Origin of the sequence: Roseomonas indoligenes, from assembly GCF_017813365.1 — a bacterium.
In the GTDB taxonomy this organism is placed as follows: Bacteria; Pseudomonadota; Alphaproteobacteria; order Acetobacterales; family Acetobacteraceae; genus Roseomonas; species Roseomonas indoligenes.
In genome coordinates, this window is the sequence record NZ_JAGIZA010000002.1 from 452079 (window position 1) to 477597 (window position 25519).

Annotated in this window: 34 protein-coding genes; 13 read left to right on the forward strand and 21 right to left on the reverse strand. The window is 72.5% G+C overall.

The window, feature by feature from the left end:
• Positions 1–12 precede the first annotated feature (12 nt).
• Complete coding sequence (locus J5Y10_RS04510; RefSeq protein WP_209371121.1) at positions 13–504, forward strand: disulfide bond formation protein B; 492 nt, start codon at positions 13–15, stop codon at positions 502–504.
• Complete coding sequence (locus J5Y10_RS04515) at positions 501–1064, forward strand: demethoxyubiquinone hydroxylase family protein (protein WP_209371123.1); 564 nt, start codon at positions 501–503, stop codon at positions 1062–1064. The genes J5Y10_RS04510 and J5Y10_RS04515 overlap by 4 nt, the downstream gene beginning before the upstream one ends.
• A gap of 265 nt (positions 1065–1329) precedes the next feature.
• Here J5Y10_RS04515 and J5Y10_RS04520 read toward each other — a convergent pair whose 3' ends face one another.
• The 4 genes from J5Y10_RS04520 to J5Y10_RS04535 form a co-directional block, all read right to left on the reverse strand.
• Positions 1330–2031 (reverse strand): hypothetical protein, encoded by a 702-nt coding sequence (locus tag J5Y10_RS04520; protein WP_209371125.1) that lies wholly within the window; start codon positions 2029–2031, stop codon positions 1330–1332.
• A gap of 61 nt (positions 2032–2092) precedes the next feature.
• Positions 2093–2275: a hypothetical protein gene (locus tag J5Y10_RS04525; RefSeq protein ID WP_209371127.1), complete on the reverse strand. Its 183-nt coding sequence runs from the start codon at positions 2273–2275 to the stop codon at positions 2093–2095.
• Between the two features lie 9 nt (positions 2276–2284).
• A complete protein-coding gene (locus J5Y10_RS04530) occupies positions 2285–2815 on the reverse strand; it encodes an HNH endonuclease (RefSeq protein WP_245214349.1) in 531 nt (176 codons plus the stop codon).
• A gap of 279 nt (positions 2816–3094) precedes the next feature.
• Positions 3095–3760 (reverse strand): alpha/beta hydrolase, encoded by a 666-nt coding sequence (locus J5Y10_RS04535; protein ID WP_209371131.1) that lies wholly within the window; start codon positions 3758–3760, stop codon positions 3095–3097.
• Between the two features lie 44 nt (positions 3761–3804).
• Between J5Y10_RS04535 and gluQRS the strand changes: the two genes are divergently transcribed.
• From gluQRS to J5Y10_RS04550, 3 genes are all read left to right on the forward strand, one after another.
• On the forward strand, positions 3805–4650 hold the full coding sequence (gene gluQRS / locus J5Y10_RS04540) for a tRNA glutamyl-Q(34) synthetase GluQRS (RefSeq protein ID WP_209371139.1): 846 nt from the start codon (positions 3805–3807) through the stop codon (positions 4648–4650).
• A 169-nt stretch (positions 4651–4819) separates the two neighbouring features.
• Complete coding sequence (locus J5Y10_RS04545) at positions 4820–6691, forward strand: PAS domain S-box protein (protein WP_209371141.1); 1872 nt, start codon at positions 4820–4822, stop codon at positions 6689–6691.
• 124 nt (positions 6692–6815) lie between these two features.
• Positions 6816–7208, forward strand: a complete 393-nt coding sequence (locus tag J5Y10_RS04550; protein ID WP_209371143.1) for a response regulator — start codon at positions 6816–6818, stop codon at positions 7206–7208.
• 13 nt (positions 7209–7221) lie between these two features.
• Here J5Y10_RS04550 and J5Y10_RS04555 read toward each other — a convergent pair whose 3' ends face one another.
• The 5 genes from J5Y10_RS04555 to J5Y10_RS04575 all read right to left on the reverse strand — a co-directional run bounded on the left by J5Y10_RS04555 (position 7222) and on the right by J5Y10_RS04575 (position 10840).
• Positions 7222–8106 (reverse strand): PhzF family phenazine biosynthesis protein, encoded by an 885-nt coding sequence (locus J5Y10_RS04555; RefSeq protein ID WP_209371145.1) that lies wholly within the window; start codon positions 8104–8106, stop codon positions 7222–7224.
• 35 nt (positions 8107–8141) lie between these two features.
• Positions 8142–8936, reverse strand: coding sequence for an ABC transporter substrate-binding protein (locus tag J5Y10_RS04560; protein WP_209371146.1), 795 nt, complete (start codon positions 8934–8936; stop codon positions 8142–8144).
• Between the two features lie 21 nt (positions 8937–8957).
• Positions 8958–9956: a tripartite tricarboxylate transporter substrate-binding protein gene (locus tag J5Y10_RS04565; protein WP_209371147.1), complete on the reverse strand. Its 999-nt coding sequence runs from the start codon at positions 9954–9956 to the stop codon at positions 8958–8960.
• Between the two features lie 92 nt (positions 9957–10048).
• Entirely contained in the window at positions 10049–10474 is a 426-nt protein-coding gene (locus tag J5Y10_RS04570; protein ID WP_209371148.1) for a cupin domain-containing protein, read from the reverse strand.
• Positions 10475–10543: 69 nt separating this feature from the next.
• The gene (locus J5Y10_RS04575; protein WP_342452840.1) at positions 10544–10840 is read right to left on the reverse strand and encodes a 4a-hydroxytetrahydrobiopterin dehydratase; all 297 of its coding nucleotides are present in this window, start codon (positions 10838–10840) and stop codon (positions 10544–10546) included.
• Positions 10841–10886: 46 nt separating this feature from the next.
• On the opposite strand from J5Y10_RS04575, the gene J5Y10_RS04580 reads away from it, so the two are divergent.
• Genes J5Y10_RS04580 through J5Y10_RS04590 form a run of 3 tightly spaced genes read left to right on the forward strand, consistent with a single transcriptional unit; the run spans position 10887 to position 13003 of the window.
• A complete protein-coding gene (locus tag J5Y10_RS04580; protein WP_245214291.1) occupies positions 10887–11306 on the forward strand; it encodes a metallopeptidase family protein in 420 nt (139 codons plus the stop codon).
• A 54-nt stretch (positions 11307–11360) separates the two neighbouring features.
• Entirely contained in the window at positions 11361–12131 is a 771-nt protein-coding gene (locus J5Y10_RS04585; protein ID WP_209371150.1) for a histidine phosphatase family protein, read from the forward strand.
• The gene (locus J5Y10_RS04590) at positions 12128–13003 is read left to right on the forward strand and encodes an NAD(P)H-hydrate dehydratase (RefSeq protein ID WP_209371151.1); all 876 of its coding nucleotides are present in this window, start codon (positions 12128–12130) and stop codon (positions 13001–13003) included. The genes J5Y10_RS04585 and J5Y10_RS04590 overlap by 4 nt, the downstream gene beginning before the upstream one ends.
• 50 nt (positions 13004–13053) lie before the next feature.
• Here J5Y10_RS04590 and J5Y10_RS04595 read toward each other — a convergent pair whose 3' ends face one another.
• The 6 genes from J5Y10_RS04595 to J5Y10_RS04620 form a co-directional block, all read right to left on the reverse strand.
• Complete coding sequence (locus J5Y10_RS04595) at positions 13054–13317, reverse strand: DUF6894 family protein (RefSeq protein WP_209371152.1); 264 nt, start codon at positions 13315–13317, stop codon at positions 13054–13056.
• A 163-nt stretch (positions 13318–13480) separates the two neighbouring features.
• Complete coding sequence (locus J5Y10_RS04600) at positions 13481–14515, reverse strand: hypothetical protein (RefSeq protein ID WP_209371154.1); 1035 nt, start codon at positions 14513–14515, stop codon at positions 13481–13483.
• Positions 14452–15024: a uracil-DNA glycosylase family protein gene (locus J5Y10_RS04605; protein ID WP_209371157.1), complete on the reverse strand. Its 573-nt coding sequence runs from the start codon at positions 15022–15024 to the stop codon at positions 14452–14454. Before J5Y10_RS04605 ends, J5Y10_RS04600 begins: the two co-directional genes overlap by 64 nt.
• 78 nt (positions 15025–15102) lie before the next feature.
• Positions 15103–15816: a Sir2 family NAD+-dependent deacetylase gene (gene cobB, locus J5Y10_RS04610; RefSeq protein WP_209371159.1), complete on the reverse strand. Its 714-nt coding sequence runs from the start codon at positions 15814–15816 to the stop codon at positions 15103–15105.
• Complete coding sequence (gene thpR, locus J5Y10_RS04615) at positions 15809–16345, reverse strand: RNA 2',3'-cyclic phosphodiesterase (RefSeq protein ID WP_209371161.1); 537 nt, start codon at positions 16343–16345, stop codon at positions 15809–15811. Before thpR ends, cobB begins: the two co-directional genes overlap by 8 nt.
• Positions 16346–16351: 6 nt before the next feature.
• The gene (locus J5Y10_RS04620; protein WP_245214292.1) at positions 16352–16900 is read right to left on the reverse strand and encodes an arylesterase; all 549 of its coding nucleotides are present in this window, start codon (positions 16898–16900) and stop codon (positions 16352–16354) included.
• A 124-nt stretch (positions 16901–17024) separates the two neighbouring features.
• Here J5Y10_RS04620 and J5Y10_RS04625 point away from each other — a divergent pair, with 124 nt between their 5' ends.
• From J5Y10_RS04625 to J5Y10_RS04635, 3 genes are all read left to right on the forward strand, one after another.
• A complete protein-coding gene (locus tag J5Y10_RS04625) occupies positions 17025–17759 on the forward strand; it encodes an ABC transporter ATP-binding protein (protein WP_209371165.1) in 735 nt (244 codons plus the stop codon).
• Positions 17756–20269 (forward strand): ABC transporter permease, encoded by a 2514-nt coding sequence (locus tag J5Y10_RS04630; RefSeq protein WP_342452841.1) that lies wholly within the window; start codon positions 17756–17758, stop codon positions 20267–20269. The genes J5Y10_RS04625 and J5Y10_RS04630 overlap by 4 nt, the downstream gene beginning before the upstream one ends.
• 161 nt (positions 20270–20430) lie before the next feature.
• Positions 20431–21228, forward strand: coding sequence for a Bax inhibitor-1/YccA family protein (locus J5Y10_RS04635; RefSeq protein ID WP_209371167.1), 798 nt, complete (start codon positions 20431–20433; stop codon positions 21226–21228).
• A 79-nt stretch (positions 21229–21307) separates the two neighbouring features.
• On the opposite strand, the gene J5Y10_RS04640 is transcribed toward J5Y10_RS04635, so the two are convergent.
• From J5Y10_RS04640 to J5Y10_RS04650, 3 genes are all read right to left on the reverse strand, one after another.
• Positions 21308–21607 carry a hypothetical protein gene (locus J5Y10_RS04640; protein ID WP_209371169.1) on the reverse strand — a complete coding sequence of 100 codons (300 nt, stop codon included), beginning with the start codon at positions 21605–21607 and terminating at the stop codon, positions 21308–21310.
• A 222-nt stretch (positions 21608–21829) separates the two neighbouring features.
• Positions 21830–22027 carry a hypothetical protein gene (locus J5Y10_RS04645; RefSeq protein WP_209371171.1) on the reverse strand — a complete coding sequence of 66 codons (198 nt, stop codon included), beginning with the start codon at positions 22025–22027 and terminating at the stop codon, positions 21830–21832.
• Between the two features lie 2 nt (positions 22028–22029).
• The gene (locus tag J5Y10_RS04650) at positions 22030–22167 is read right to left on the reverse strand and encodes a hypothetical protein (protein WP_209371172.1); all 138 of its coding nucleotides are present in this window, start codon (positions 22165–22167) and stop codon (positions 22030–22032) included.
• A gap of 273 nt (positions 22168–22440) precedes the next feature.
• On the opposite strand from J5Y10_RS04650, the gene cysK reads away from it, so the two are divergent.
• Positions 22441–23409: a cysteine synthase A gene (gene cysK / locus J5Y10_RS04655; RefSeq protein WP_209371173.1), complete on the forward strand. Its 969-nt coding sequence runs from the start codon at positions 22441–22443 to the stop codon at positions 23407–23409.
• A 145-nt stretch (positions 23410–23554) separates the two neighbouring features.
• Positions 23555–23758 (forward strand): hypothetical protein, encoded by a 204-nt coding sequence (locus J5Y10_RS04660; protein WP_209371174.1) that lies wholly within the window; start codon positions 23555–23557, stop codon positions 23756–23758.
• Between the two features lie 3 nt (positions 23759–23761).
• Here the strand turns inward: J5Y10_RS04660 and J5Y10_RS04665 are convergent, their stop codons facing one another.
• Genes J5Y10_RS04665 through J5Y10_RS04675 form a run of 3 tightly spaced genes read right to left on the reverse strand, consistent with a single transcriptional unit; the run spans position 23762 to position 25483 of the window.
• Entirely contained in the window at positions 23762–24067 is a 306-nt protein-coding gene (locus tag J5Y10_RS04665) for an AzlD family protein (protein WP_245214293.1), read from the reverse strand.
• Complete coding sequence (locus tag J5Y10_RS04670; protein WP_209371175.1) at positions 24064–24780, reverse strand: AzlC family ABC transporter permease; 717 nt, start codon at positions 24778–24780, stop codon at positions 24064–24066. The genes J5Y10_RS04665 and J5Y10_RS04670 overlap by 4 nt, the downstream gene beginning before the upstream one ends.
• Before the next feature lie 49 nt (positions 24781–24829).
• Entirely contained in the window at positions 24830–25483 is a 654-nt protein-coding gene (locus J5Y10_RS04675; protein WP_209371176.1) for a RecX family transcriptional regulator, read from the reverse strand.
• Positions 25484–25519: the final 36 nt, after the last annotated feature.

Genomic DNA, 25519 nt, shown 5'->3' on the forward strand with positions numbered 1-25519 from the left:
CCTGCGCCCGGCATGACCACCCGGCAACACGCGGCGCTCGTCGCCCTTCTCTCCGCCGCCGCCCCGATCGCGGCCTTGGCATCCGAGCGCTTCCTGGGCATGGCGCCCTGCGCGCTGTGCCTGTGGCAGCGCTGGCCCTACTGGGCGGCGGCAGCGATCGCCGTGCTGGCCGCCGGCCTCCGCTCCCGCGCGCTGCTGGCGCTGGCGGGGGGCGCCGTGCTCGTCTCCGGCGCCATCGCGGGGCTGCATGTGGGGGTGGAGCAGGGGTGGTGGCCCAGCCCGCTCGCCTCCTGCGCCGCGCCGGATGTGGGCGTGGCCGCAAGCGTGGACGACCTTCTCCGCAGCCTGGCCGCGAAGCCGGACAAGCCCTGCGACGCCGCGGCCTACCCCATCCCCGGCCTTCCCATCTCCCTGGCGGCGATGAACCTGGCCTATGCGCTTGCGCTGGGCGCGCTGGCCCTTACCTGGGCTGGCAGGGGATCACGTCAGGGAGCCCGCGCATGAGCCAGGACCGCCGCACCACCCTGCAGGACCGCCTGCCCGGAGACCCTACCCCACGCGAATACGTGGCCCGCACTATCCGCGTGGACCATGCCGGGGAATACGGGGCCAAGCGCATCTACGAGGGCCAGCTCGCCGTGCTCGGCCGCACGAAGTACGGCCCCCTGCTGGAACACATGAAGGAGCAGGAGCAGGTCCACCTCGACACCTTCACCCGCCTTATCGCCCAGCGCCGGGTAAGGCCCACGGCGCTGCTGCCCCTGTGGCACGTGGCCGGCTTCGCACTCGGCGCCGCCACCGCCCTGATCGGGCACCGCGGCGCCATGGCCTGCACCGTGGCGGTGGAGGAGGCGATCGACGAGCACTACGCCGCCCAGCACGCCACGCTTGGGGAGGACGAGCAGCCGCTGCGCGACCAGATCGATCGCTTCCGGCAGGAGGAGTTGGAACACCGCGACATCGGGCTGGAGAACGAGGCGGAACTGGCCCCGGCCTACAAGCTCCTGGCTGCGGCCATCAAGGCCGGGTGCAAGGTGGCGATCAAGGTGAGCGAGCGCGTCTGAGGGCGGTCTGTCCCGGAAAAAGGAAGAAGGGATTCTCCCTCTCCCCGGACCACTCGCCATCATCTTTTCCAGACTTCGGGAATACTGCGCTGACGGTGCGCCTCGGCTCGTGGAGCCGAGGCGACTGCAAGGGCAGGCAAAGGCTGATCGTCGTCAGCTGACAGCTCAAGTCAGTTCCGGGGCAGCCCGATGCTGGTCCAGGAGCCTCAGGCTCCTGGCGGGGGTCCAGGGGGCGGAGCCCCTTGGGGCCGTCTTCGACCCCTGATCAGGCCCGCCACATCGGTCCGGCCGGCGCCGGCCTCGGCCTCGGCCGTCGGGGCGCAGGCGGGGGAGCCGGCGGTGGCGCGACGACGGGGGCAGGGGCTTCCGGCGGCTCCGCGGCCGGCATGGGCTCCGGCGGAAGGCCGGAGAGGGCGCCGATCAGGCGGAGCGTCACGGCGAGCAGCGGGTCGCGCGCCCCACGGCGGGGGTCGGCGGCCTCCGGGGCCATCATCATCACGAGGAAGACCCGGCGCTGGAGCATGGTGGCGCAGCCGATCTGGCGGCGGGGGACGGCGCCGCGCAGCTGGATATCCAGGCAGCGCGCGGCGGGCCCGGCCTCCGCCACGCGGGCGCCGAAGTGGCGCAGCGTGGCGTTCTCCCGGCGGGAGGCGGCATCCACGGCGGCGGCGCGGGCGAAGACCTCCACGGCCTGGCCCACTTCCGGCCCCTCCTCTCCGTCGCGGGCATCGGCGCGGCGCGTGGGCTCCAGCGCGTGGATGGAAGCGGTGGCGTGGGTTGGGCTGTCGTAGCGGGCGATGGTGGTGCGGCCGGCATCGCCATCCGGGCGCTGCTTGCGGAAGCCGCCGATCTCCTCCGGCAGGCGGGCGAAGGCTTCCTCGACCCCGCGATCGGGCGCGACGCGGCCCGCGCAAGCGGCCAGGAGCGGGAGGAGTGCAACGAGAAGCGGGGCAACCCGACGGAGCATGGCGCCTTCTAACCTGCCGCCGCCCCGGGGGGTAGGCCGAGGGTGGCCTCGGGGCCTCGGGTCAGAGATGCGGCAGGCGGGGGCGGGGCGTCCGTTCGACCCGCATCCAGTCGGGCCAGCCGACCCTGCGCTCCACCAGGACGAGGCCGATGGCCAGGGCCAGCGCCGCCAGCATCACGATCAGCTTCATGCGGGACGGCGGGTTCCGCCAGATCCGCCACATGGAGAACAGGAGACGGTCCAAGGCGGGGCCTCAGCTCTCCAGTTCGCTGTCCCAGTAGAGGTAGTCGCGCCAGCTCTCGTGCAGGTGGTTGGGCGGGAAGGCCCGGCCGTTCTCCTGCAATTCCCAGCTGGTAGGCTGGCGGGGGACCTGGCGGGGCAGCATTCCGATCTCCCGCGGCAGCTTCGATCCCTTACGGAGATTGCAGGGACCGCAGGCCGCGACGACGTTCTCCCAGGTGGTTCGGCCGCCGCGGCTGCGGGGGATGACGTGATCGAAGGTCAGGTCCGGGGCCGCGTGGTCGCGGCCGCAGTACTGGCAGGAGAAGCGGTCCCGCAGGAAGACGTTGAAGCGGGTGAAGGCCGGGCGCCGGGCGGCGGGGATATACTCCTTCAGCGCGATCACGCTCGGCAGGCGCATCGTCAGGCTGGTGGAGTGGACCTCGGTCTCGTACTCGTTCAGCACGCTCACCCGGTCCAGGAACACCGCCTTCACCGCGTCCTGCCAGGACCAGATGGAGAGGGGGAAGTAGGACAGGGGCCGGAAATCCGCGTTCAGCACCAGGGCCGGGAAGTTGCGCGTACCCGGCCCGCCGAAGACCGGAAGGTCGTCGAAGCCACCACCGAAACCTGGGCCGCCGTGTGAACCGTCTGGCACGCGCTGCTCCCTGCCGGAGACGCGGCGTCACAAGCGCTGGGGCTCGGCCGGGCGGTCGGGCCCCAGATCAAGTGGCGCCGCCCGTAACGCATGCGAAGATGACAGCGGGCCGCCGGGGGCGCAACTCACGCGCCCGGGTGCTGGCAGGGCCGGGCGCCCGGATTCACGGAGGGTTCACGCGGCGGATCAGGCCTCGGGAAGTCCCGCTGCGGCGCGCTGAAGGAACAGGGCACCCGCCGAGAGGCCCGCATCGTCGATTCCGTGGGCGAGTCGTGGGGAGAAGACGGACTCCACGGGCACGCCGCCGTCGCGCAGCGCGCGCTCCGCCGCGCGGCTGCCCGCTGCGGGCACCACCTCGTCGGCCTCGCCATGGACCAACAGCACGGGCGGGCGGCCACGCAGCTCCGCGCCGAGCGACTCGGGGGCCAGAAGAAGGCCGGAAAAGGCGAGGATCGCGGCTGGCGGGGCGGTGCGGCGCAGGCCGCAGAACAGGGCGGTCATCGCGCCCTGGGAGAAGCCCATGAGCATGACATGGCTCTCCGGCAGGCCGGCGGCGGCACATTCCCTGGCGATCAGGGCGTCCAGCAGCGGGGCCGCGGCGCGCACCCCGGCCTCCATCCGCGCGGGGATCCGGTCGCTCAGGTCGAACCACTGCCGGCCATAGGGGGCGCCGGCATAGGGAAAGGGAGCGTGCGGCGCGATGAAGAGGGCGTCCGGCACCGCGCGGCCCCATTGCGGGGCGAGGTCGACCAGGTCGTTGCCGTCGGCGCCTACGCCGTGCAGCAGCAGGACGAGTTGCTTCGGCTTGCCCTTGCTCGCGGGTCCCCAGCGCGGTCCGTCCAGTTCGGCCATCCTGCTTCCCTTCCTTGATGACCCCCGCTAACCCGGGGGGCGCGATGGCAGCAAGACCGACCACGCGCTTCGCGCCCAGCCCGACCGGTTACCTGCATCTCGGCCACGCCCATTCGGCGCTGCTGGCCTGGCACGCGGCGCGGGAGGGGGGCGGACGATTCCTGCTGCGGATCGAGGACATCGACCGCACGCGCTGCCGCCCGGAATTCACGGACGCCATCACCAAGGACCTGGCCTGGCTGGGGCTGGACTGGGATGGCCCGGTGCGGGTCCAATCCGCGCATTTCCGGGAATACCGTGCGGCGCTGGATTCGCTCGCCTCCCGAGGGCTGCTCTATCCCTGCTTCTGCACGCGGGCGGAGATCGCGCGGGAGGTGGCGGCGATCGGGGCGGCGCCGCACGGGCCGGACGGGCCGCTCTATCCCGGAACCTGCCGGCGCCTCCTCCCGGCGGAGCGGGCGGCGCGCATCGCCTCCGGCCAGCCCTATGCGCTGCGGCTGGACATGGCGGCGGCGCTGGCCGCCGCCGGCGGGCCGCTCTCCTACGAGGAACTCGGGCAAGGGCGGTTGCGCTGCGACCCCGCCCGCTTCGGGGACGCGGTGCTGGCGCGGAAGGACACGCCCGCCTCCTACCACCTCTGCGTGACGCATGACGACGCCCTGCAGGGGGTGACGCTGGTAACGCGGGGGGACGACCTGCGCCCCGCCACGGACCTGCACCGGCTGCTCCAGGTGCTGATGGGCTGGCCGGAGCCGGCCTATCGTCATCACGCGTTGCTGCTGGGGCCGGATGGCCGCCGCCTGGCCAAGCGGGACGGGGCGCGAAGCCTGCGGGAGATGCGCGCGGCCGGGATGGATGCGGCGGCGGTGCGGGCCATGGCCGGCGCATAGGGACGCCCTGGCAGGGTTGATGCTTGCTAGCCGCTGCCCCAGGCATCGGAACGGTGCCGGGCGCGTTCAGCCCTGCGGCGTCCGCGGCAGGAGCCGGACGGCCGGCGCCTTGCGCGGGGATGGTGCCGGCGGACGAAGCCCCGATCGTGAAGAAGGGTGCGTGGCCCCGATGGCTGACGACAACGCGATGGTGAGGCGACAGCGGCTCCTGGCCGATTTCGGCGAGTTCGCTCTACGGTCCGAGAACCTGGACGAAATCCTCCACGAAGCGTGCCGGCTGGTGGCGGAGGCGCTGGGGACCGCCCGGGCCAAGATCCTCGAGATCCAGGAGGGCGGGCAGTCCTTCCTTGTCCGGGCCGGCATCGGATGGGATCCCGGCATTGTCGGGGAGTTGCGCCTGCCTATGGGCGAGCAGTCGTCCGAGAGTTACTCCATCACGGCCGGAAGGCCCGTGATCATGCGGGACATCCGGGCGGAAGACCGGTTCTCGGTCCCGGAGTTCATGCGGGCGGCCGGGGTGGTCGCCTCCGTCAACGCGCCCATCCTGCTGCCGGGCGGCAAGGCCTTCGGCCTGCTCCAGGCGGATGACACGCGGCCGCGAGAGTTCGGGCAGGAGGATGCGGAGTTCCTCCGTACCTACACCATCATCCTCGGGCCGGTGATCGACCGGCTGCTGAAGCTCGGCCAGCTGCGCCTGGCGGAGGAGCGCTTCCGCCTGACCGTCGAGACGGCGCTGGACTACGCGATCTTCGTGACCGACCGCGACGACCAGATCACCGACTGGCTGCCGGGCGCGGCCGCCGTCTTCGGCTGGACCGCGGAGGAGGTGGCGGGCCGGCCCGGCGCCGTCCTCTTCACCCCCGAGGACCGCGCGAAGGGCGAGCCGAGGAAGGAAGTCCTCACCGCCATGGAGCATGGGTGGGCCCCGAACATCCGCTGGCATCTCCGCAAGGATGGCAGCCGCGTCTTCATCGAGGGCTCGCTCCGCGCCCTGCACGACGAGGCCGGCGAGCTGCGCGGCTTCCTCAAGATCGGCCGGGACGCCACGGATCGCCGGGCGGCGGAGGAGCGGCTGCGCGAGAGCGAGGAGCGGTTCCGGCAGTTCGGCGAGGCCTCCTCCGACCTCATCTGGATGCGGGACGCCGCGACCCTGGGCTTCGAGTATCTCAGCCCCGCCTTCGAGCCCATCTACGGCCGGAGCCGGGAGGAGCAGCTGGCCGACAACACGTTGGAGTCCTGGGCCGCGCTGGTCCATGCCGACGACCGTGAGATGGTGGTGCAGCGGCTGCTCTCCGTGCGGGACGGTGCGCGCGCGAACTTCGAGTTCCGCATCCTCCGCCCCCCGGACGGCGAGCTGCGCTGGATCCGCAACACCGATTTCCCCCTGCCGGACCAGTCGGGCCGCGTGCGGCGCCTGGCCGGCATCGCGAAGGACGTGACGGAGGAGAAGGCGAGCGCCGCCCGGCTGGAGGTGCTGGTGGCGGAGTTGCAGCACCGCGGCCGGAACCTGCTGGGCGTGGTTTCCGCGGTGGCGGGCAGGACGTTGGGCCAGGTCGGTCCGGTCGAGCACTTTCGCAGCCGGCTCCAGGCCCTCAGCCGCGCGCAGGGGCTTCTCAGCCAATCAGGCAGCGACACGGTGGAGGTGGGCGCGCTCATCGGCGCGGAGCTGGAGGCCTATGCGCAGGCGGAGCCTCCGAAGGTGACGATCAACGGCCCGAAGGTGAGGCTTACCTCTCGCCAGGTGCAGAACTTCGCCCTGGCGCTGCACGAGCTGACGACGAATGCGGTGAAGTACGGGGCGCTGAAGGGGGAGGAGGGGCAGCTCTCCGTCCGCTGGTTCATCGGCCAGACCGGCCGGGGGCGCCGATCCCTCGTGCTGGAATGGGAGGAGACGGGGTACGAGGTGCCGCCCGAGGCGGGGCGGCGCGGTTACGGCCGCGAGCTGATCGAGAAGGCCCTGTCCTACGCCCTGCGCGCGACCACCGATTACCGGCTGGACGCGAAGGGCGTGCGCTGCCGGATCGAGCTGCCGCTGGCCTGACGGCGCGCCTGCCGCGGGCGCGATCATTTTGCCGGTAGGCGGCCTGGGCTGGGCCTTCACCGCGCCGCAGGTTAAGGCAGGCGCTGCGGCCACGCCGCAACATACCATCCGGATGACCGCTTCGATGCCCGATGCTCCAGGCCCGCTCGCAGGCTGTCGTGTCCTCCTGGTCGAGGACGAGTACGTGATCGCGGACGAGATGGATGGCTGGCTGCGCCAGGCCGGCGCGGTGGTGCTGGGGCCGGTGCCCGACGTGGACGGGGCGCTGGACCTCATCGAGCGGGAGGCCGGCGCCCTCGACGTGGCGGTGCTGGACGCGAATCTCGGCGATGGCGAGACGGCCTATCCCGTCGCGGACCGGCTGGAGGAGCTGGGCGTGCCCTTCCTCTTCGCGACGGGCGACGTGCGGCTGGTGGACGAGCCGAGCTACCAGAGCCGGACCCGGCTGGAGAAGCCGGTCACCCAGCGCGGCCTGGTGCGGGCCCTGCAGAGCCTCGTGCCGCCGCGGGGCGGCTGAGGACCGCCAGCCCCTAGAGGATCGCCTCGCCGCGCAGCACGGGGACGCAGGGTCCGCCCACCGTGGCCCGGATGCCGTCCGCCGCGCGCCGGGCGGTGGTCCGCAGCAGGCTCGGGCGGCCCATCTCCACGCCCTGGGTGATGTCCAGCCGCGCTTCCGGAGCGCCGGAGAGGGAGAGCAGCAGCGCGGCCAGCGGCGTGGCGGCGCTGCCCGTGGCCGGATCCTCCACCGTGCCGCCGAGGGGCGCGAACATCCGCGCGCGGGCGCGGCCACCCCCGTCATGGGCGTAGAGATAGAGGCCGACGCGGCCCTGCAGCCCGGGATGGGCCGTGGCGAGGGCACGGAAGGCGCCGAAATCCGGCTGCGCGCGGGAGAGGGCGTCCGGCGCCACCTCCGCGATGACGAAGGGGTTGCCGGTGCCGGCGTGGAGCGGGGGATGGGTGCTCGTCAGCACATCGTCCGGCGCCAGGCCGGCGCAGGCGGCGATCGCGGCGGGATCGAAGCTTTCCCCGAGAAGGAGCGGCTGCGGGGCGGCGATCGTCACGTTCGTCACCGCCCCCTCCTCGGAGCGGTCCAGGCTGATCTCCACCAGCCCCGCGATCTCCTCGAAGACGAGGCGGCGGGCGACGGATTCCTGCGCCAGCACGAAGCCCGTGCCGACATTCGGGTGGCCGGCGAAGGGCATCTCGTACTTGCGGGTGAAGATCCGCACGCGCGCGGTGTTCGCGGGATCTTCCGGCGGCAGGACGAAGGTGGTCTCGCTGAGATTGAACTCGGCGGCGAGGGCCTGCATCTCGGCGTCCGAGAGGCCGCGAGCATCGGGGAAGACGGCGAGCGGGTTGCCGCCGAAGCGGCGGTCCGTGAAGACGTCGAGGGTGACGAAGCGGAAGCTGCGCATGGGCGGATGCTAGCGCAGCTTCCGTTGTTTCGCGATCAGGCGGCGGGCGGGGCCACGGCGGCGTCCTTCTGCCCGCTTTCGGCCAGCGCCCGCGCGACGAAGCCGCTGGCCTTCATCTCCTCCACGAAGGCGCGGAGATAGGGCAGCGCGGCCTCGCGTCCGCCGGGAATGCCGACCGCCTGCTCGATCACCATGAAGCGGCCGGGAATCACGCGCATTCCCGGATTCGCGGCGGCATAGGCCACCAGCGGCTGGGTGACGCCGGCCGCCGCGTCCAGCTTCTGCTGCAGGAACAGGTCGATGGCCTCCGGCGAGCTCGGCGCGCGCACCAGCTCCGCCGATTTCAGCGCGCGAGTCAGGTAAAGGTCGTAGGCGCTGCCCCGGCCGACGGCCACGCGGATCCCCGGCCGGTCCACCTCCTCCACCGCGCGCAGCGGCGAGGCGTCCGGCACCATGTAGGTGCCTTCGATCACCACATAGGGCGCGGTGAAGGCGATGCCCTGCGCGCGTACGGGGTCGATCGCCAGGAAGCACAGGTCCCATTCCCCGCGCTTGCCGGCGTCCGTGACCTTGCCGGCGGCGTCGTAGGTGGAGAAGCGGATGGTCGCGCCCAGGCGCCGCGCCAGTTCCCGCGCCAGGGCGGCGGAGACGCCCCGTGGCTCCCCGGTCGCCGGATCGGGCTGGGCGAGGACGGGGTTGCCGAAGTTGATGGCCACCCGCAGCACCCCGCCCGGGGCGAGGATCGTGGCGGCTTCCTGCGGCTGGGCCTCAGCCGTGGCGGCCGTCACGGACAGCCCCGCGGCGAGCGCGGCGCGTCGGGAGAGGGGCATCTGTGTTCCATTCATCCTGCCTTATCCGGCCTGCTGGGGCTGGATGCCGGCCTTGCGCGCGGCATCGCCCCACTTCTCCAGTTCCGCCTGCACGAAGCGCCGGGTCTCCTCGGGCGTGGAGCGGATCACCTCCGCGCCCAGCGTCGCGTGGCGGGCCACCACGTCCGGCCGCATGACCGCTGCGCCGCAATCGGCGGAGAGCTTGCCCAGCACCGCGTCCGGGATGCCGGCGGGGCCGATCACCATGCCCCAGGTGGAGGCCTCGAAGCCCGGCATGAAGGCCTCGCCGAGCGTCGGCACGTCCGGCAGCTGCGGCGCGCGGGCGGCGCCGGTGGTGGCCAGCGCCTTGAAGCTGCCGGACTGGATGTGGGCGAGGGCGGCCGGGACCGTGTCGAACATCACGTCCACGCGCCCGGCCATGAGGTCCGGATGCGCCTGGGTGGAGCCGCGATAGGGCACGTAGGTCATCTCGATCTCCGCGCGCTGGGCGAAGAGGAGCGGGGCGAGCCGGACCACGCCGGAGGTGCCGGCGAAGGTCACGCTGCCCGGGCCGCCCGCCTTCGCGCGCGCCACCAGCTCCGCGGGCGTGCTCGCCTGGAATCCCTTGCCGGCGACGAGGACGAGCGGCGTCTTCGTCGTGAGCGTGACGAAGGAGAAGTCCCGCATCGTGTCGTAGGGCAGCCGGTAGAAGGCGGCGTTCACGGGGTGGCCGACCGAGACGAGGGCCAGCGTGTGGCCGTCGGGCGTGGACTTGGCGACGACCTCGGTGCCGATGATGCCGTCCGCCCCCGCGCGGTTCTCCACCGGCACGGGCTGGCCCCATTGGGCCGCGAGCGGTTCGGCGATCAGGCGGGCGGTGATGTCGGAGACGCCGCCGGGGGTATAGGGCACCACCATGCGAACGGCGCGGCTGGGGAAGCCGCTCCCCGGATTGCTCCCCGGACTGCTCCCTTGGGCCAGCAGCGGCCGGGCGGCGAGGAGAGCGGGTGCGGCCAGGGCCGCGCGGCGGGTGATGGGCATGGCGTTCCTCTGGCATGGCCGCTTCGGCGACCTTGGGGAGAGGCTGCGCGAGGCGGGCGCCGCATGCAACGCCCGTTTGCGTCAGGCCGCGGTCAGCCCGGCGGTGCGGGCACCAGCCCGTGGCGGCGCATGATCTCGCCGACCTTCGCCGCATCCGGCGGGCCGGCGCGGAGAAGTGCGGCCAGTTCCCGGAAGTACTCGGGGCCGAGCACCCCGGGGGTGAGGACGCTGAGGCACTTCGCCACCGCGCCGCTGTGGTTCTGGAAGCCGTGGACGACGCCGCGCGGGATGAAGAGCGAATGGCCGGGCGTCAGCTCGTGGGTCTCCCCCGCCACAGTGAAGGCGATGGTGCCGGAGAGGCCGTAGACCGTCTCCTCCCAGGCCTCGTGGTAGTGGGGCACGGGCATGCGCCCCTCCGGCTGGAGCGTCAGCTCGAAGAGGTCGAGGCTGCCGCCCGTGTCGTGCTTGTCCCGCAGGAAGCGGAGGCTGAGGGAACCGAAGTCGATGGTTTCGGGCATGGGCGCTCCTGCCGGGCCGCCCGAGGTTCACGGGCCGGCCCCATAGTTCCTGGATCGGAACGGAGATGCCTAGGGGAGAAGCGCGTCGATGGAGGCGGCCAGGCGGATGTCGCGCTCGCTCAGCCCCCCGGCGTCATGGGTGGTCAGCGCGATCTCCACGCGGTTCCACACGTTGGACCATTCGGGGTGATGGTCCTGCATCTCCGCCAGCAGCGCCACGCGGGCCATGAAGCCGAAGGCCTCGGAGAAGTCGCGGAAGCGGAACTCCCGGCGGATGGCGTCGCGCCCCTCCGCCGGGGACCAGAGGGGCAGAAGCGCCGGCAGCTCGGCGCGGCGGGCCGGGGAGAGGGGATCGACCTTCGACACTGGCGCTTTTCCTTGACCTGGGGCCCCGTTATGGCCCCCTTGCGGCATGCCGAACACCGAGATGCCGAGCGGCGTGCGCTGGGGCACCCCACCGACCGCCGAGGACCTGGCCGAACTGGCGGAAACCGCCTTCGCGGCCATTCCCGAACCCCTGCGGGAGGCGGTGCGCGGCGCCGCCATTCTGGTGGAGGAGATCCCCGACGACGAGACCCTGGCCGAGATGGGGCTGGAGCATCCCTGGGAACTGACCGGCCTGTACCGGGGCGTGCCGCTGACCGACAAATCCGCCCTCGACGCGCCGGCGCTGCCCGACACCATCCTTCTCTACCGCGAGCCCATCCTGGTGGAGTGGGTGGAGAGCGGGGAGGATCTGTTCCGGCTCGTCCGGAACGTGCTGATCCACGAGATCGCCCACCACTTCGGCTATTCCGAGGAGGGGATCGCGCGGCTGGAGGGCGAGGGGTAGCGGACTCAACCCACCCTCCGGCCCGGCGTTGGGGCTGGGAAGGAACCCCGCCCCATGCTCCAGGCCCAGCGCTGGCCCGATACCCTCTGGATCATCCGCCACGGCGAGAGTGCGGGAAACGTCGCGCGCGACGCGGCGCACCGTAGCAACGCGGCGCGAATCGCCCTCGAAGGGCGCGACGTGGACGTACCGCTGAGTCCGCTCGGGCAGGAACAGTCCCTCTCGCTCGGCCGCTGGTTCGCCTCCATGCCGGAGAGTGAGCGGCCGGAGGTGGTGCTCTGCTCCCCCTATCGCCGCGCCCGGCAGACCGCGGCCCTGATCCACGAGGCGGGCGGGCTGCCCGTGGCGCCGGACGACTTCGTGATCGACGAACGGCTGCGCGAGAAGGAATTCGGCGTGCTGGACGGGCTGACCACCCACGGCATCCGCCAGGAGATGCCGGAGCAGGCCGAGTTCCGCCGCATCCTCGGCAAGTTCTACCACCGGCCGCCCGGCGGCGAATCCTGGTGCGACGTGATCCTGCGGCTGCGGTCGGCGCTGGACACGATCAGCCTGCACCACGCCGGCCGGCGCGTGGCGATTGTCGGGCACCAGGTCGTGGTGCTGTGCCTGCGCTACCTGCTGGAGAACATGACGGAGGAGGGGATCCTGGCGATCGACCGCGAGGGCGACGTGCCGAATTGCGGCATCACGGAATACCGCTTCGATCCTTCCGCCGGTTCCAACGGCGCGTTGACCCTGGCGCGCTACAACTTCGTCGTGCCGCTGGAGCGGGAGGGAACGCCCGTGACGGCGGAGCCTGACGCGAAGGCGGTGGCACCTTGATCGATCCGGCCTGGCTGCGCGCCCATCCCCTGCCGATCCCGGCGGAGGACGACGACAAGTCCGCGCGCGGCACGGTGCAGGTGGTGGGCGGCTGCGCCGAGGTGCCCGGCGCCGTGCTGCTGGCCGGCGAGGGGGCGCTGCGCGCCGGCGCGGGCAAGCTGCGCCTGGCCAGCGTGCGCTCCGTCGCGGCGCACCTCGCCGTCGCGGCGCCGGAAGCCCTGGTGATCGCGCTGGACGAGACGGAGGATGGGCTGATCGCCCCAGGTGCAGCCGACGCCCTGCTGCCGCGCCTCTCCCGCTGCGCCGCCCTTCTCGTCGGGCCGGGCATGCCGGAGGACGGGGCGGCCGCGCTGCTGGGCGCGCTGCTGCGGCATATGGAACCGGGGCCGGGCGTGGTGATCGATGCCGGTGCCCTCGGGGAACTCGCATCCTACCCGGAGCTGCTGCGCCGCCATCACGGGCGCTGCGTGATCACGCCCCATGCCGGGGAAATGGCGCGGCTGCTGGGCATGGAGCGGGACGCGGTCACGGCCGATCCGCTCGCCGCGGCGCGCAAGGCTGCAGGGATGCTGGACGTGGTGGTGGCGATGAAGGGCTCGCGGACCTGGGTGGTGGCGCCGGAGGGCGAGGCCCTGCTCTGCACCCACGGCCATGTCGGGCTGGCCACCTCCGGTTCCGGCGACACGCTGGGCGGGATCCTGGCCGGGCTGCTGGCGCGCGGCGCGGACCCGGTGCAGGCAACGGCCTGGGCGGTGTGGCTGCACGCGGAGGCTGGGCACCGGCTGGCGCGAAAGATGGGCACGCTCGGTTTCCTGGCGCGGGAACTGCTGGCGGAGATCCCGGCGATCATGGCGGACCTCTCGGCCGGCTGACCGACCACGTTCCGGCAACCCGGCGTGGCGGGCGCCCCGGCCTGCTCGGCCTATCCCTGGCCGGCGCTCCGTCCGGCGCGGACGGCCGGCGATTCGGTGGCGAGGAAGTCAAGGGTGAACAGGACAAGGCCCGCCTCGTCCACGACCTCCATCTGCCACTCCTCGCCGCTCCAGAAGGCGCCATTGTCGGCCTTCAGCAGCCCGCCCGCGAGGTGGACGGCCTGCTGCTTCGCGGCGCTGATGTTCGGCAATTCCTTGCCGGTCCTGTCGGGCAGGGACTGGCCGTCGCGGACGTGGAAGAAATATCTTGGCATGGCCTGCACCGCGACAAACTGGCGAGGGCACTGAAGCGATCAGTCGCCGGCAGCCAGGGGCAGGGCAGCGATACGGACCGTCTACGTCCGGCGTCGTCCGGGCGGCAACGTAATTAGCCCGCGCCGATCGTCACGGTTGCGGGGGGTTGTGGCCTGGCAACACTCAGCGCCGCGCTGGCCAGCCCGTGCTCCGCAGCACCTCGCCCGCCCGGGGGCGGCGGAAGTTGGTCCAGCTGCGGCAATCCACCATCCCCCAACCGGCCGCGGGCTGTTCGGAGAAGGGAACAGGGCCGCAGCGGCCGGTGCCGGCGAACCAGTCCGCGCGCTCCTTCACGCGGGGGTTCCGCATCGGGTCCTCCCACCGTTCCCACCGGATCATTCCGAGGCCGCGCGCGTACCAGAAGCGCTCGAGATGGCCGCCCGCCGGGATCGTCGGGCCACCGAAATGCTCGGAGACGATCACGTCCATCCGAACCTCCCGCATGCGCGGATCGTCGTGAAAGCGGACGGGCATGGGTATCGTCTCCCGCCGCCAGCGGGTCAGGGCCTCGTCGAAGCCGTTCGGGCAGGCATCGGCGGCGGGGGCGATGCGGAGCCGGGCAACGGCCTGGCCCCAGGACCCCGTCGGAACCTCCGTGCCGAAGACGAGCCAGCCGGCGGCGGCCGGGGCGCCGGGGCGGCAATCCGGGGAGAGGAACCATTGCAGCTGCCCGGGGCGGCCGCCGTCCTGCGTCACGGCCAGCTCCGCCCGGCCGGCGATCAGGACGGCCACCTGCCCGCCGTCGGAGGCGGGGTCGAAGCGGCCGAAGGCGGTGTTGCCGCCGCCGTAGTCGAAGGTCTGGATCGCCGCCTCCCGGCCCTGGAGGGTCCCGAGCAGGGCGTCGGAGGCCATGTAGCCCTCCGGCTGGCGGGCGATGTGGGCCAGGCCGGGCCAGTCCGTCTTGCGCCAGGGCAGGTTCTCGTCGGTGCCGATGGGGCGGCGTCGATCGCAGCCCGGGTCGAAGGGCAGGCGGCCGGGAACCGGTTGGCCGGCCGGGTCGAGGCAGGCGGACTGCACGAGGAAGTCGAAGGCCTCCGCCCGGTCCAGCGGCACGGCCAGGGCGGGCCGCACCAGGGAGAGCAGAAGGGCGGCGATCAGTCCGACAGCGCCCGCGCCACTTCGCGGCGCAGGGCGGGAATGACCTGGGTGTCGAACCATGCGTTCCTCTTTGCCCAGACAAGGGTGCGCCAGGAGGGATGGGGCAGGGGAAAGTTCGCCGGCAGCGCCTCCGCGTAACGCGCCACACGTTCGGCCAGCGGCATGCGCGGGCCGAGCACGTGGCGGATGGCGTGGGCGCCGACGAGGAGGCGCAGGCGGAGATTCTCGAAGCGCGGCAGGACCCGTGGATGCCAGAGGGGCGCGCATTCCGGCCGTGGCGGCGCATCCCCGCCGCGCGGCAGGCGGCCGGGGTAGCACATGCCCATGGGCAGGATGGCCAGCACCTCCGGGTCGTAGAACAGGTCCCGCCCCAGGCCGAGCCAGTCGCGCAGCCGCTCGCCGGAGGCGTCCTCGAAGGGGATGCCGGAAAGATGCGCCTTCGTCCCCGGCGCCTGGCTGGTGACGAGGATGCGGGCGCGCGCGTGCAGCTGGTAGATGGGGCGCGGGCCCAGTGGCAAATGCGGGGCACAGACCGTGCAGGCGCGGGCGGCCGCCGCGGCCTCCGCCATGGTGGCGTCGGGCGGGATGCCGGGGTCGCGGGCGCCCGCCGGATGGGGGAGGGGGGTGATGCCGGAAGCTGCCGTGGCTCAGGCCCACTTCGCCAGGAGGCCCGCGACGAAGGCGGGGACGAGTTCCGTGGCGGGGCCGTGGCGCGCCTCGTCGAAGAGGTGGCTGCCCTCGCTCGGCTCCAGGTTCAGCTCCAGCGTGTCGGCGCGGTCGCGCACCTCCCGCACGAAGCCCGCGGCCGGATAGACGGCGCCGGAGGTGCCGATGGAGACGAACAGGTCGCAGCGCCTCAGCGCCTCGCCGATCCGCTCCATCTCCAGCGGCATCTCGCCGAACCAGACGACATGCGGGCGCATCCCGCCCGCGCGGTGGCAGGCCGGGCAGGGGGTCTCGGCGGAGAGGTCGCCGGGCACGGGGGTGACGGCGCCGCAACGCAGGCAGCGCGCCTTCATCAGCTCCCCGTGCATATGGATCAGGCGGCGCGACCCCGCGCGGTCGTGCAGGTCGTCCACGTTCTGGGTGACGAGGAGGAACTCGCCCGGCCAGCGCGCGTCCAGCTCCGCCAGCGCGGCATGGGCGGCGTTGGGCTGGATGGCGGGGTCGCGCAGCTGGGTGCGGCGGGCGTTGTAGAAGCCCTGAACCAGGGTGGGATCGCGGGCAAAGGCCTCCGGTGTCGCCACGTCCTCGATACGGTGGCGAGCCCAGATGCCATCCGCGTCGCGGAAGGTGTGCAGGCCAGATTCCCGGGAGATGCCGGCCCCCGTCAGGACGACGATGCGGGGCGGCTCAGGCAAGCTCGTACTCCACCTCGGGGATATAGACCGGGCTTTCCTTTCCCAGCCGGGAGGAGAAGAGGGTGAAGTGCTCCATCGCCACCGGCGGGGCGCGGAACAGGTTGTGAGACTGGACCCACTCCACGAGCTTGTGGGAGGGCGCCTTGCCCGTCCGCGCCAGCGTTACGTGGGGCGCGAAACGGCGGCGCTCCGGGTCCAGGCCCATGCGCTGCAGCGCGGTCTCGATCTTCGACTGCAGGTGGGTCAGACCCTCGGTCTTCTCCACCCCGACCCAGAGGGTCTCAATCTTTCCCGCCTTTTCGAAGGTGCCGACTCCGCGAAGGGAGAGGTCGAAGGGCTTGCAGCGGATCGCGGAGAGGGCTTCGTCCACCTCGTCCGCGCGCCAGCCCTCCACCTCCCCGATGAAGCGGAGCGTCAGGTGGTAGTTCTCGGGCGGCACCCAGCGGGCGCCCTGGATGCCACCGGTCAGCATGGAGAGCTGCATCCGCAGCGTCTCCGGCAGGGCGAGTGCGACGAACAGCCGGACCATGGGGGCTTAAGCGGGCCTCGCCTTGCTGAGCAGGTCCTCGACGGCGGGGGTCATGCGACGCACCATCTCCTCGACTCCCTGCGGGTTGGGGTGAATCCGGTCGGGCTGGTTCAGCGTGGCTTCCCCGGCCACGCCGTCCAGCAGGAAGGGGTAGAAGACGGCATCCGGAAAATCGCGGTGCAGGGTCTGGAACACCGCCGCGAATTCCCGGCCGTAATCGGCGCCGAGATTGGGCGGGGCCAGCATGCCCGCGATCATCGCCGGGATGTTGCGGGCCTTCAGGGCCTCCAGGATGGCGCGCAGGTTGGCCTCGCTGTTGCGCGGGTCGATCCCGCGGAGGCCGTCATTGCCGCCGAGGGCCACGATCACGGCATCCGGCTTGTCCGCCAGCGACCATTCCAGGCGGGACCGGCCGCCTGCGGTCGTGTCGCCGGACACCCCGGCATCGATCACCGTCACGGCCCCGCCCTTGGCCTTCAGCGCCGCTTCCAGCTTCGCGGGCAGGCCATCGGACTTTGCCAGGCCATAGGCGGCGGTGATGCTGTCGCCGAGCATCAGGAGCTTCAGCGGGCGCGGCTGCGCCTGCGCCGAACGAAGGAGGGCAGGAAAACCCGCCAGACACAGAACGGAAACTCCCGCGCCCCTACCCAGGAGACCCCGGCGCCCCAATCTCGCCCTCATGCCGGATTCCCTGACCCAGACCCCGGCCGCCGCTGACGCGACGGCCAGCTTGCCGCTGATCGATGCACGCTCACTCGCCTTCAGGGTGGTGGGGGCCGGGGGTGAGGTCAACATCCTCCGGGGGGTGGACCTCGCGGTCCGGCCGGGGGAGGCGGTGGGCATCGTCGGGCCTTCGGGTTCGGGCAAGACCTCGCTCCTCATGCTGCTGGCGGGGCTGGAAAGGCCGACGGGCGGCACCCTGCTCGTGGCGGGTCAGGAGCTGGCCTCGATGGACGAGGATGCGCTGGCCCGTTTCCGGCGGGACCGGCTCGGCATCGTCTTCCAGGCCTTCCACCTCATTCCCACCATGTCTGCCCTGGAGAACGTGGCGATTCCGCTGGAGTTCGCCGGGCGCGACGATGCCTTCGACCGCGCGGCGGAGGCGCTGCGCTCCGTTGGGCTGGGCCACCGCCTCTCGCACTATCCCGGGCAGCTCTCGGGCGGGGAGCAGCAACGCGTGGCCCTGGCCCGCGCCTTCGTGGCCGAGCCCGCGCTGATGCTGGCGGACGAGCCCACGGGCAACCTGGACCGGGCGACGGGGGAGAAGGTGATGGACCTCCTCTTCGGCCTGCGGGAGCGCTTCTCCACCACCCTCGTCCTCATCACCCACGACCCAGCCCTGGCCGCCCGCTGCGAGCGGCAGGTGCGGGTGGAGGACGGGCGGATCGTCTCCGACAGCGGGCTTTCCGCGTGAGCGACCTGTCCATGGGCTGGCGCCTCGCGCGGCGGGAGCTGCGCGGGGGCGTGCGGGGGCTGCGGATCGTGCTGGCCTGCCTGGCCCTGGGCGTGGCCGCCATCTCCGCCGTCGGCACGCTGCGGGCGGCCATTGATGCCGGGCTCTCCTCCGAGGGGGCGCGGCTGCTGGGCGGGGACCTGGCCGCGGCCAATTCGCGGCCCTTTCCGCCGGAAGCGCGGGCCTGGCTGGAGGCGCGCGGCGCGCGGGTGGCCGACCAGGTCTCCATGCGCGCCATGGCCGTGGCACCAGGGGGCGACCGGACGCTAGTGGAGCTGAAGGCGACCGACTCGGTCTACCCGCTCCTCGGCGAGTTGCAGCTGGACCCGCCAGGGCCGCTGGGTGCCGGCGCCGGGGGCCGCGCGCCCGTGGCGATGGACCCGCTGGTGGCGGAGCGGCTGAACCTTCGTCCCGGCGACGAGGTGCGGATCGGGGAGGAGCGCTTCGCCTATCGCGGCGCCATCGTCTCGGAGCCGGACAAGGTCGCGGGGCCGGCGGTGCTGGGGCCGCGCGCCATCATCCCGCTCTCCGCGCTGGAGGGGACGGGACTGATCCAGCCGGGCAGCCTCGTGACCTATGAATTGCGTGCCGCCCTGCCACCAGGGGCCGATGCCCGGGCCACCGCGGACGCGCTGCGGTCCGCGCCCTTCGCCGATGGTGGCTGGCGCGTGCGGGATGCCTCCCAGGGGCAGCCGGGGGTGAACCGCTTCCTGGACCAGGCGGCGTCATTCTTCACCCTGGCCGGGCTGACGGCCCTGCTGGTGGGGGGAATCGGGGTGGCGACGGGCGTGCGGTCCTGGCTGGAGCAGCGGGGACGGACCATCGCGACGCTGCGCTGCCTCGGCGCGCCGGCGGGGGCGATCTTCGCCACCTACCTTATTCAGGTGATGGCTCTGGCGGGGCTGGGGATCGTGATCGGGCTGGTGGCGGGCTACGGGCTCACCCTCGCCGGTGCGTCCCTGCTGGCGGACGCGCTGCCCGTGCCCCCGCGGCTGGGCTTCTATCCCTTGCCGCTGCTGCTGGCTGCCGCCTATGGCGTGCTGACGGCGCTGGCCTTCGCGCTGTGGCCGCTCGGCCGTGCGCGCGACATCCCGGGCGCCGCCCTGTTCCGGGACAGCGTGCAGCCCGGCGCCGCCCGGCCGCGGCCGGGGCTGATCCTGGCGAACGCGGCGGCGGTGGCGGTGCTGGTCGCGCTGGTGGTGTTCACGGCGGACCGACCGCTCTTCGCCCTTTCCTTCTGCGGTGCGGCGCTGGGGACCCTGGCGCTGTTCCGGGCGGCCGCCGCGGGGTTGCAGGCCGTGGCGCGCCGCATCCCCGCCTATCGCCGGCCCTCCCTGCGGCTGGGACTGGCGAACCTGCACCGGCCGGGGGCGCCGACGGCCCTGATGCTCGTCTCTCTGGGCATCGGGCTCACCACCCTGGCCGCCATCGCCCTGATCCAAGGCAACCTGCGCGCCCAGATCACGGAGAGCCTGCCGGAGGCCGCCCCCTCCTTCTACTTCATCGACATCCAGTCCGATCAGGCTGCCCGGTTCGACGAGGTCGCGAAGGGCGTGCCGGGCGTGACGGAGGTTCGGCGCGTGCCCTCCCTCCGCGCCCGGATCGTTTCCGTGAACGGCGTTCCGGCCGAGCAAGTGCAGGCCACGGAGGAGACGCGCTGGGCGCTTCGGGGCGACCGCGGCCTGACCTATTCCGCCGCGCCGCCGGACGGGACGCGGATCGTGCAGGGCCAGTGGTGGGCGCCGGACTACCGGGGGGAGCCGCTGGTCTCTCTGGACGAGAACCTGGCGCAGGGCTGGGGCGTGGGACTCGGCTCCACCATCACGGTGAATGTGCTCGGGCGGGACATCCCGCTGCGCGTCACCTCCACCCGCGACATCCAGTGGCGGGGGCTGGGGCTGAACTTCACGATGATCGCCTCCCCCGGGCTGCTGGAGTCGGCGCCGCACACGCATATCGCCACGGTGCGGGGCGAGCCGGCGCGGGACGCCCAGCTGCTGCGGGCGGTGACGGACGCCTTCCCTAACGTGACAGGGATCCGCGTGCGGGACGCGCTGGACGCGCTGGCGGCACTGCTGACGAAACTGGGCTCGGCCCTCACCTCCACCGCCGGGCTGACCCTGCTCTCCGGCCTGCTGGTGCTGGCGGGCGCGGTGGCGGCGGGGCAGCGGCGGCGAATCCGCGATGCGGTGGTGCTGAAGACGCTCGGCGCCACGCGGTCCCAGATCCGGCGGGCTTGGCTGGTAGAGTTCGGGCTGCTGGGCGCCGTGGCGGGGCTGGTGGCCGCCGCTGCGGGCACGGCCGCGAGCTGGGGCGTGACGCGATTCGTGATGCGCACGGACTGGGTCTTCCTGCCGGGGACGCTGGCCGCGACGGTCCTGTTCTGCGTCGTGCTGACGCTGGCCATGGGCTATGCCGGCACCGCGCTGGCGCTGCGGGCGAAGGCGGCGCCGCTGCTGCGGAACGAGTAGGCGGAGGTGGCGGCCCGAGGTTCCGAACCCGGGCCGCGCCACATGCCCCGAACCTTACGGCAAGCTGTCGGGCAGGTTGCCGCTTGCATTGGATTACAGGAAGTCCATATATCGCGGTGCGGGGATGGCTGGTGCCCTCCCCGGAAGGAGTTCTGACAGACATGGCCTTCGGTCCCGACAACCGTTTCCAGAGCGGCCAGTCCGCCTGGACGCAGCCGATGGGCCGCGCCGCCACCGACGCCGCGACGTTGGACGCCGGCCTGCGCGCCTACATGCTGCGCGTGTACAACTGGATGGCGTCCGGCCTCGCGCTGACCGCCATCACCGCCTACGTCATCGCCAATACCCAGTTGGCGGAGCTGTTCTTCACGGTCGTGCGCACCCCGCGCGGCCTGGCGACGCAGCCGACCATCCTTGGCTTCGTGGCGATCTTCGCCCCGCTCGCCTTTGTCATGGTGCTGAGCTTCGGCATCAACCGGCTGTCGAAGGGCGCGACGCAGGCGCTGTTCTGGGCCTTCTGCGTGGCGATGGGCGCCAGCATGGCGAACCTCTTCGCCGTGTATGTGGGCACCTCGATCGCCAGCACCTTCCTCGTCACCGCCGGCATGTTCGCGGCCGTCAGCCTTTACGGCTACACCACGAACGCCGACCTGACGCGGATGGGCGGCTTCCTGATGATGGGCCTGATCGGCATCGTCATCGCCGGCCTTGTGAATGCCTTCGTCGGCAGCACGGCCCTGCAGTTCGCGATCTCCGTCCTGGGCGTGGTGATCTTCACGGGCCTCACCGCCTATGACACGCAGCGGATCAAGAACGACTACGTCGAGTACGCCTATGCCGAGGGTTCCGATGAGGCGGCCAAGCGCTCTGTCTTCGACGCGCTGGGCCTCTACCTGAACTTCGTGAACCTCTTCCAGCTGCTGCTGCAGTTCATGGGCGTCCGCCAGTCCAACGACTGATCCGGCCCCAGGCACGATCGGCAGAACCCCGGGGAGCGATCCCCGGGGTTTTTTCTTGCCCAGGTCGAGCCAGGCCGGCTCATGCCAGGTCCACCAGCGCGGTCCAGAGCAGCAGAAGGACGATCCCGGCCGCGATGCTCTGGTCCCGGCGCAGGGCGTCGGGATCGCGGCTCCACCGCCAGCGGCAGGCCAGGATGGTGCCGGGGAGGAAGCCGGCCGAGGCGATGGCCCAGATATCCTCGGCGTAGCGGCTGAAGACGGTGTCGAAGCTGGTGGGCGGTCGGGCCCAGGGGATGGAGTCGGCGGCGAGCACGCCGAGGATCCCGAAGGCCAGCCAGACCGCCAGGATGATCGCCACCCGGCCGATGAAGCCTGCCATTCAGCGCCGCTCCCTTGTCCCGGAACCCCTGGGAAACGCAGAACCCCGGGGATCGCTCCCCGGGGTTCCCTCGTTCGTTCCGGCCGGTCAGCCCGCGATCAGATAGGCCAGGAGCAGGGCGCTGCCGAGAAGGAGCGCGGCGCGCAGGGGCAGGTCCGCCCAGCGCGGCGTCATGCCGCGATATGCCGGCGCGGCTTCACGCCGCGATCTGCCAGCGCGGCTTCACGCCGCGACCTGCCGGCCCTGCCCGCGCAGGAGGACGAGCCGGGCCACCCGGGCCGCCTCCGCCGCGCTCGGGAAGGCCGCGCCCTCCAGCTCCTCCAGCACGGGGTCGGTGGCGAGGAAGAGCCAGTCCGCCTCGCGCGCCACGACGACGCCCACGAAGCGGCCCTCCACGCTGATGGGGCGGGAGGCGAGCACCGTCACAGCCCCCCGAGCGCGCGCAGAAGGGCGCGCTCGATATCGGACTGGCGCGGCGGCGCCGGGGTGCGGGGAAAGATGCGCGCGAGCAGGACGCGGAAGGCGGTGGCGGCGCGGGAAGGCGTGGCGATTCGGATCATGGTCCGTCTCCATGGCCGGGCTTCGGCCGGGAAGGGGGGATGGGAGGGGTGGGAGGGGCCGGCGGTCAGCGCCGACAGCTTTCCCCGTTCCGGATCGCGGGCACCTGCGGGACCTCCTCGCGGCTGTGCTGCCGATACCCTATGATTCAACGCGGCACGGTCGCGTGTCGATGAAATGGAACGATCGAATTTCGGGCAATCCGGGGGATGATCCTCCCCCGCGGCGCGGTTGGGCGATGGACCTCATCCCGCCCCCGCGATAAGCCGCCGGGGATGTCCACAGGAACCCCCTTTCCGGCCTCCCGCGGGCGCCTCTACGGCAGCGTGCTGGAGGCGGTGGGCGCGACTCCCCTGGTCCGCCTGCCGCGCATCGAGGCGTCCGAGAGGTTGTCCGCCCGGCTGGCGCTGAAGCTGGAGTTCTTCAATCCGCTGGCCTCCGTGAAGGACCGCATCGGGCTGGCCATGGTGGAGGAGGCGGAGCGGGCGGGGCTGATCCGGCCCGGCGAGTCCACCCTGGTCGAGCCCACCTCAGGGAACACGGGCATCGCGCTGGCCTTCGTGGCAGCCGCAAAGGGCTACCGCCTGATCGTTGTGATGCCGGACGGCGCCAGCGAGGAACGGCGGAAGATGATGGCCTTGCTGGGGGCGGAACTGGTGCAGACCCCTGCTGGGCGCGGCATGGGCGGTGCGATCGGGCGCGCGGAGGAGATCGTCGCCGCGACGCCCGGCGCCTGGATGCCCCGCCAGTTCGACAACCCCGCCAATCCCGACATCCACGCCCGCACCACGGCGGAGGAGATCTGGGCCGATACGGGCGGCGAGGTGGACGCGATCGTGGGCGGCGTGGGGACGGGCGGCACGCTGACAGGCATCGCCCGCGCGCTGAAGCCGCGCCGGCCGGGGCTGAGGGTAATCGCGGTGGAGCCGGAGGAATCCGCCGTTCTCTCGGGCGACGAACCCGGGCCGCACGACATCCAGGGGATCGGGGCGGGCTTCCGCCCGACGGTGCTGGAGTTGGATCGGATGAACGCGGTGATGCGCGTCTCCGAGCGCGAGGCCATCGCGGCCGCCCGCCGCTGCGCCCGGGAGGAGGGGCTGCCGGTCGGCATCTCCTCCGGTGCCGTTCTGCACGCGGCGCTGCGGGTGGCGCGGGAGCCGGGGATGGAGGGGCGCCTGGTGGTCGGCATCGCCGCCAGCTTCGCGGAGCGCTACCTCTCCACTGCCCTCTTCGCGGGTCTTTAAGCCACTGCGCGGTGTCCTAGAAATCTCTTGAAAGATACAACCTCGGGTTGTTTAAGGGGTTATCGGTTTGTCTCGGGAAGGGGCGCGCGCTGCGGGTGCCGTGGCTGTCCCCTCCGGACGCGATAGCCCCTGGGCGGCGATTGCCGTGACCGGGTGGCGGGACAGCGTTGTCGTGGGGGCGGGCATGGTTTCGTGGTTCGGCTACAGCCTCCTGCTTGGCGGACTTCCCGTCATCGTGGCGAACATGGCGCCGCCCTCCCCGCTGTTCGGGGACGAGCCGATGCGGGCGGCATTCCGGATCCTGATTGGGATGGCCGTGTCCTCGGCCGGCGTCGTCCTGCTCGACTGACGCCTAGACGCCCGCCCAGCGCAGCAGCGCCACGGCGGCCACGCCGACGACGATGGACAGGCCGAAATTTCCCCAGCGCAGGTGCGCGGCGGCGCAGGGAATGCTCGCCAGCGTCGCAGCCAGGTCCTGGCGGGACAGTGACAGCGCGACATAGGCCGCGAAGAGCGGCGCGGGAAGGTTCCGCAGCAGCGCGTCCACGAAGGGCGGCGTGCGCACCGCGCGCAGCACGGCGTAGCCCCCGGCGCGACAGATATAGGTCACCAGCCCCATCGCAATGATGGCGAGGGTCACGTCCCAGCGCATGGTCATCGGCGCACTGCCACGGATTGCGCCCGCCACTCGCGCCAGGCTCCGAGGGCGGCGCCGGCGAAGGCACCGGCCAGCAGGGGCACCGGCGCGGGCAGCCGCAGGGCCTGGGTGCCGAGCGCGGTGGCCGCGGCCAGGAGCCAGGGCGGCACGTCCTGCCGCGGGCTCCGCCAGAGGGCCGCGAGGATCGCCACGAAGCTGGCCGGGGCCGCGAAGAAGATCGGGTTCTCGTCCGAGAAGGCCACGGCCGCGCCGAGCACGTGGCCGACCGCGGTGGAAGCCACCCAGCCGACCCAGGTGAAGACGCCGAGTCCGAAGAGGAAGCCCGCATCCCGCCCGCCGGCGCGCTGCTCCGCCACCGAGAGGGCGAAGGAGTGGTCCACCGTGACGAAGAGGGAGCCCCAGAGGCGCCATCCCTTGAGGTGGTCCAGCCAGAAGGAGAGGGCGGCGCCGATCGGCACCATGCGGATATTCACGACGAAGGCAGCGAGCGCGACGGCGAGGATGTCCGGCGGGTCCGTCCAGAGCTCCAGCGCGAGGAGCTGGGAGGCGCCGGCGAAGACCAGGGCGCTCATCAGCAGCGTCTCGGCGAGGGTCAGGCCGTGGCGCAGGGCGATGACGCCGACCACGATTCCGAAGGGGGCGATGCCCAGGAGCAGGGGGATGCCCCGCAGCACCCCGCGCCGCACCCCGTCGCGGGTGAAGATGACCGGCATGGGGGGCGGGTATAGGGGGGAAGGGGGGCGGGCGCCATGCGCCGCGCCCTCAGCCCCGCCTGGAGTCGATGATCCGGGTCTCCGCCTCGTCCCGGCCCAGTTCCAGCGCCGCGGCCGCCACCTCCCGCGGGAAGCCGGCGCGGGCGAGGGAGCCCATGGCCTTCAGCCGGGCGGCCCGGGCCGCCTCCGGCTCCTCCGGCGGGGCGGGGTCGAAAGGCCCCTGGCGTCGGCGGCGCAGATGGGCGAGCGCGGCCGTCACCTCGTCCGTTCCGGCCTCCTCCAGCGTGCCGGAAGCCAGTTCCTCGCCCACGCCCTTCGCGGCCAGGTGCGCGGCGATGGCGCGGCGGGACCGGCCGGCGCGCGCGAGCCGGCGCGTGCGGGCCGCGGCAAAGGCGGCGTCGTCCACGGCGCCGGCCGATACCATGCGTTTGGCGACCGCGGCCGCGGCGGCACGACCCTCCGCCACCACCGGCGCGATGGCGTCCGGCGACATCCCCTCGCGCTCCGCGCGCTGGGCCCAGCGGGCCACGCGTCGCTGCAGCACGCGGGTCAGCCCGGCTTCGGTGGCGGCAAAGCGGGCCAGGTGGTTCAGCGCTACCTCGTGCAGCCGCGCCTCGTTCGGGGCGGGGCCGGCGGAGGGGGCGCGCCTCTCCCGCCGGGGGCGCCCCCGCGGAGCCGTCCTGGGCGGTGTGCTCTCGGCCATGCGGGGAATGTGGCACCGAGGCGCGGGCAGGGGGAG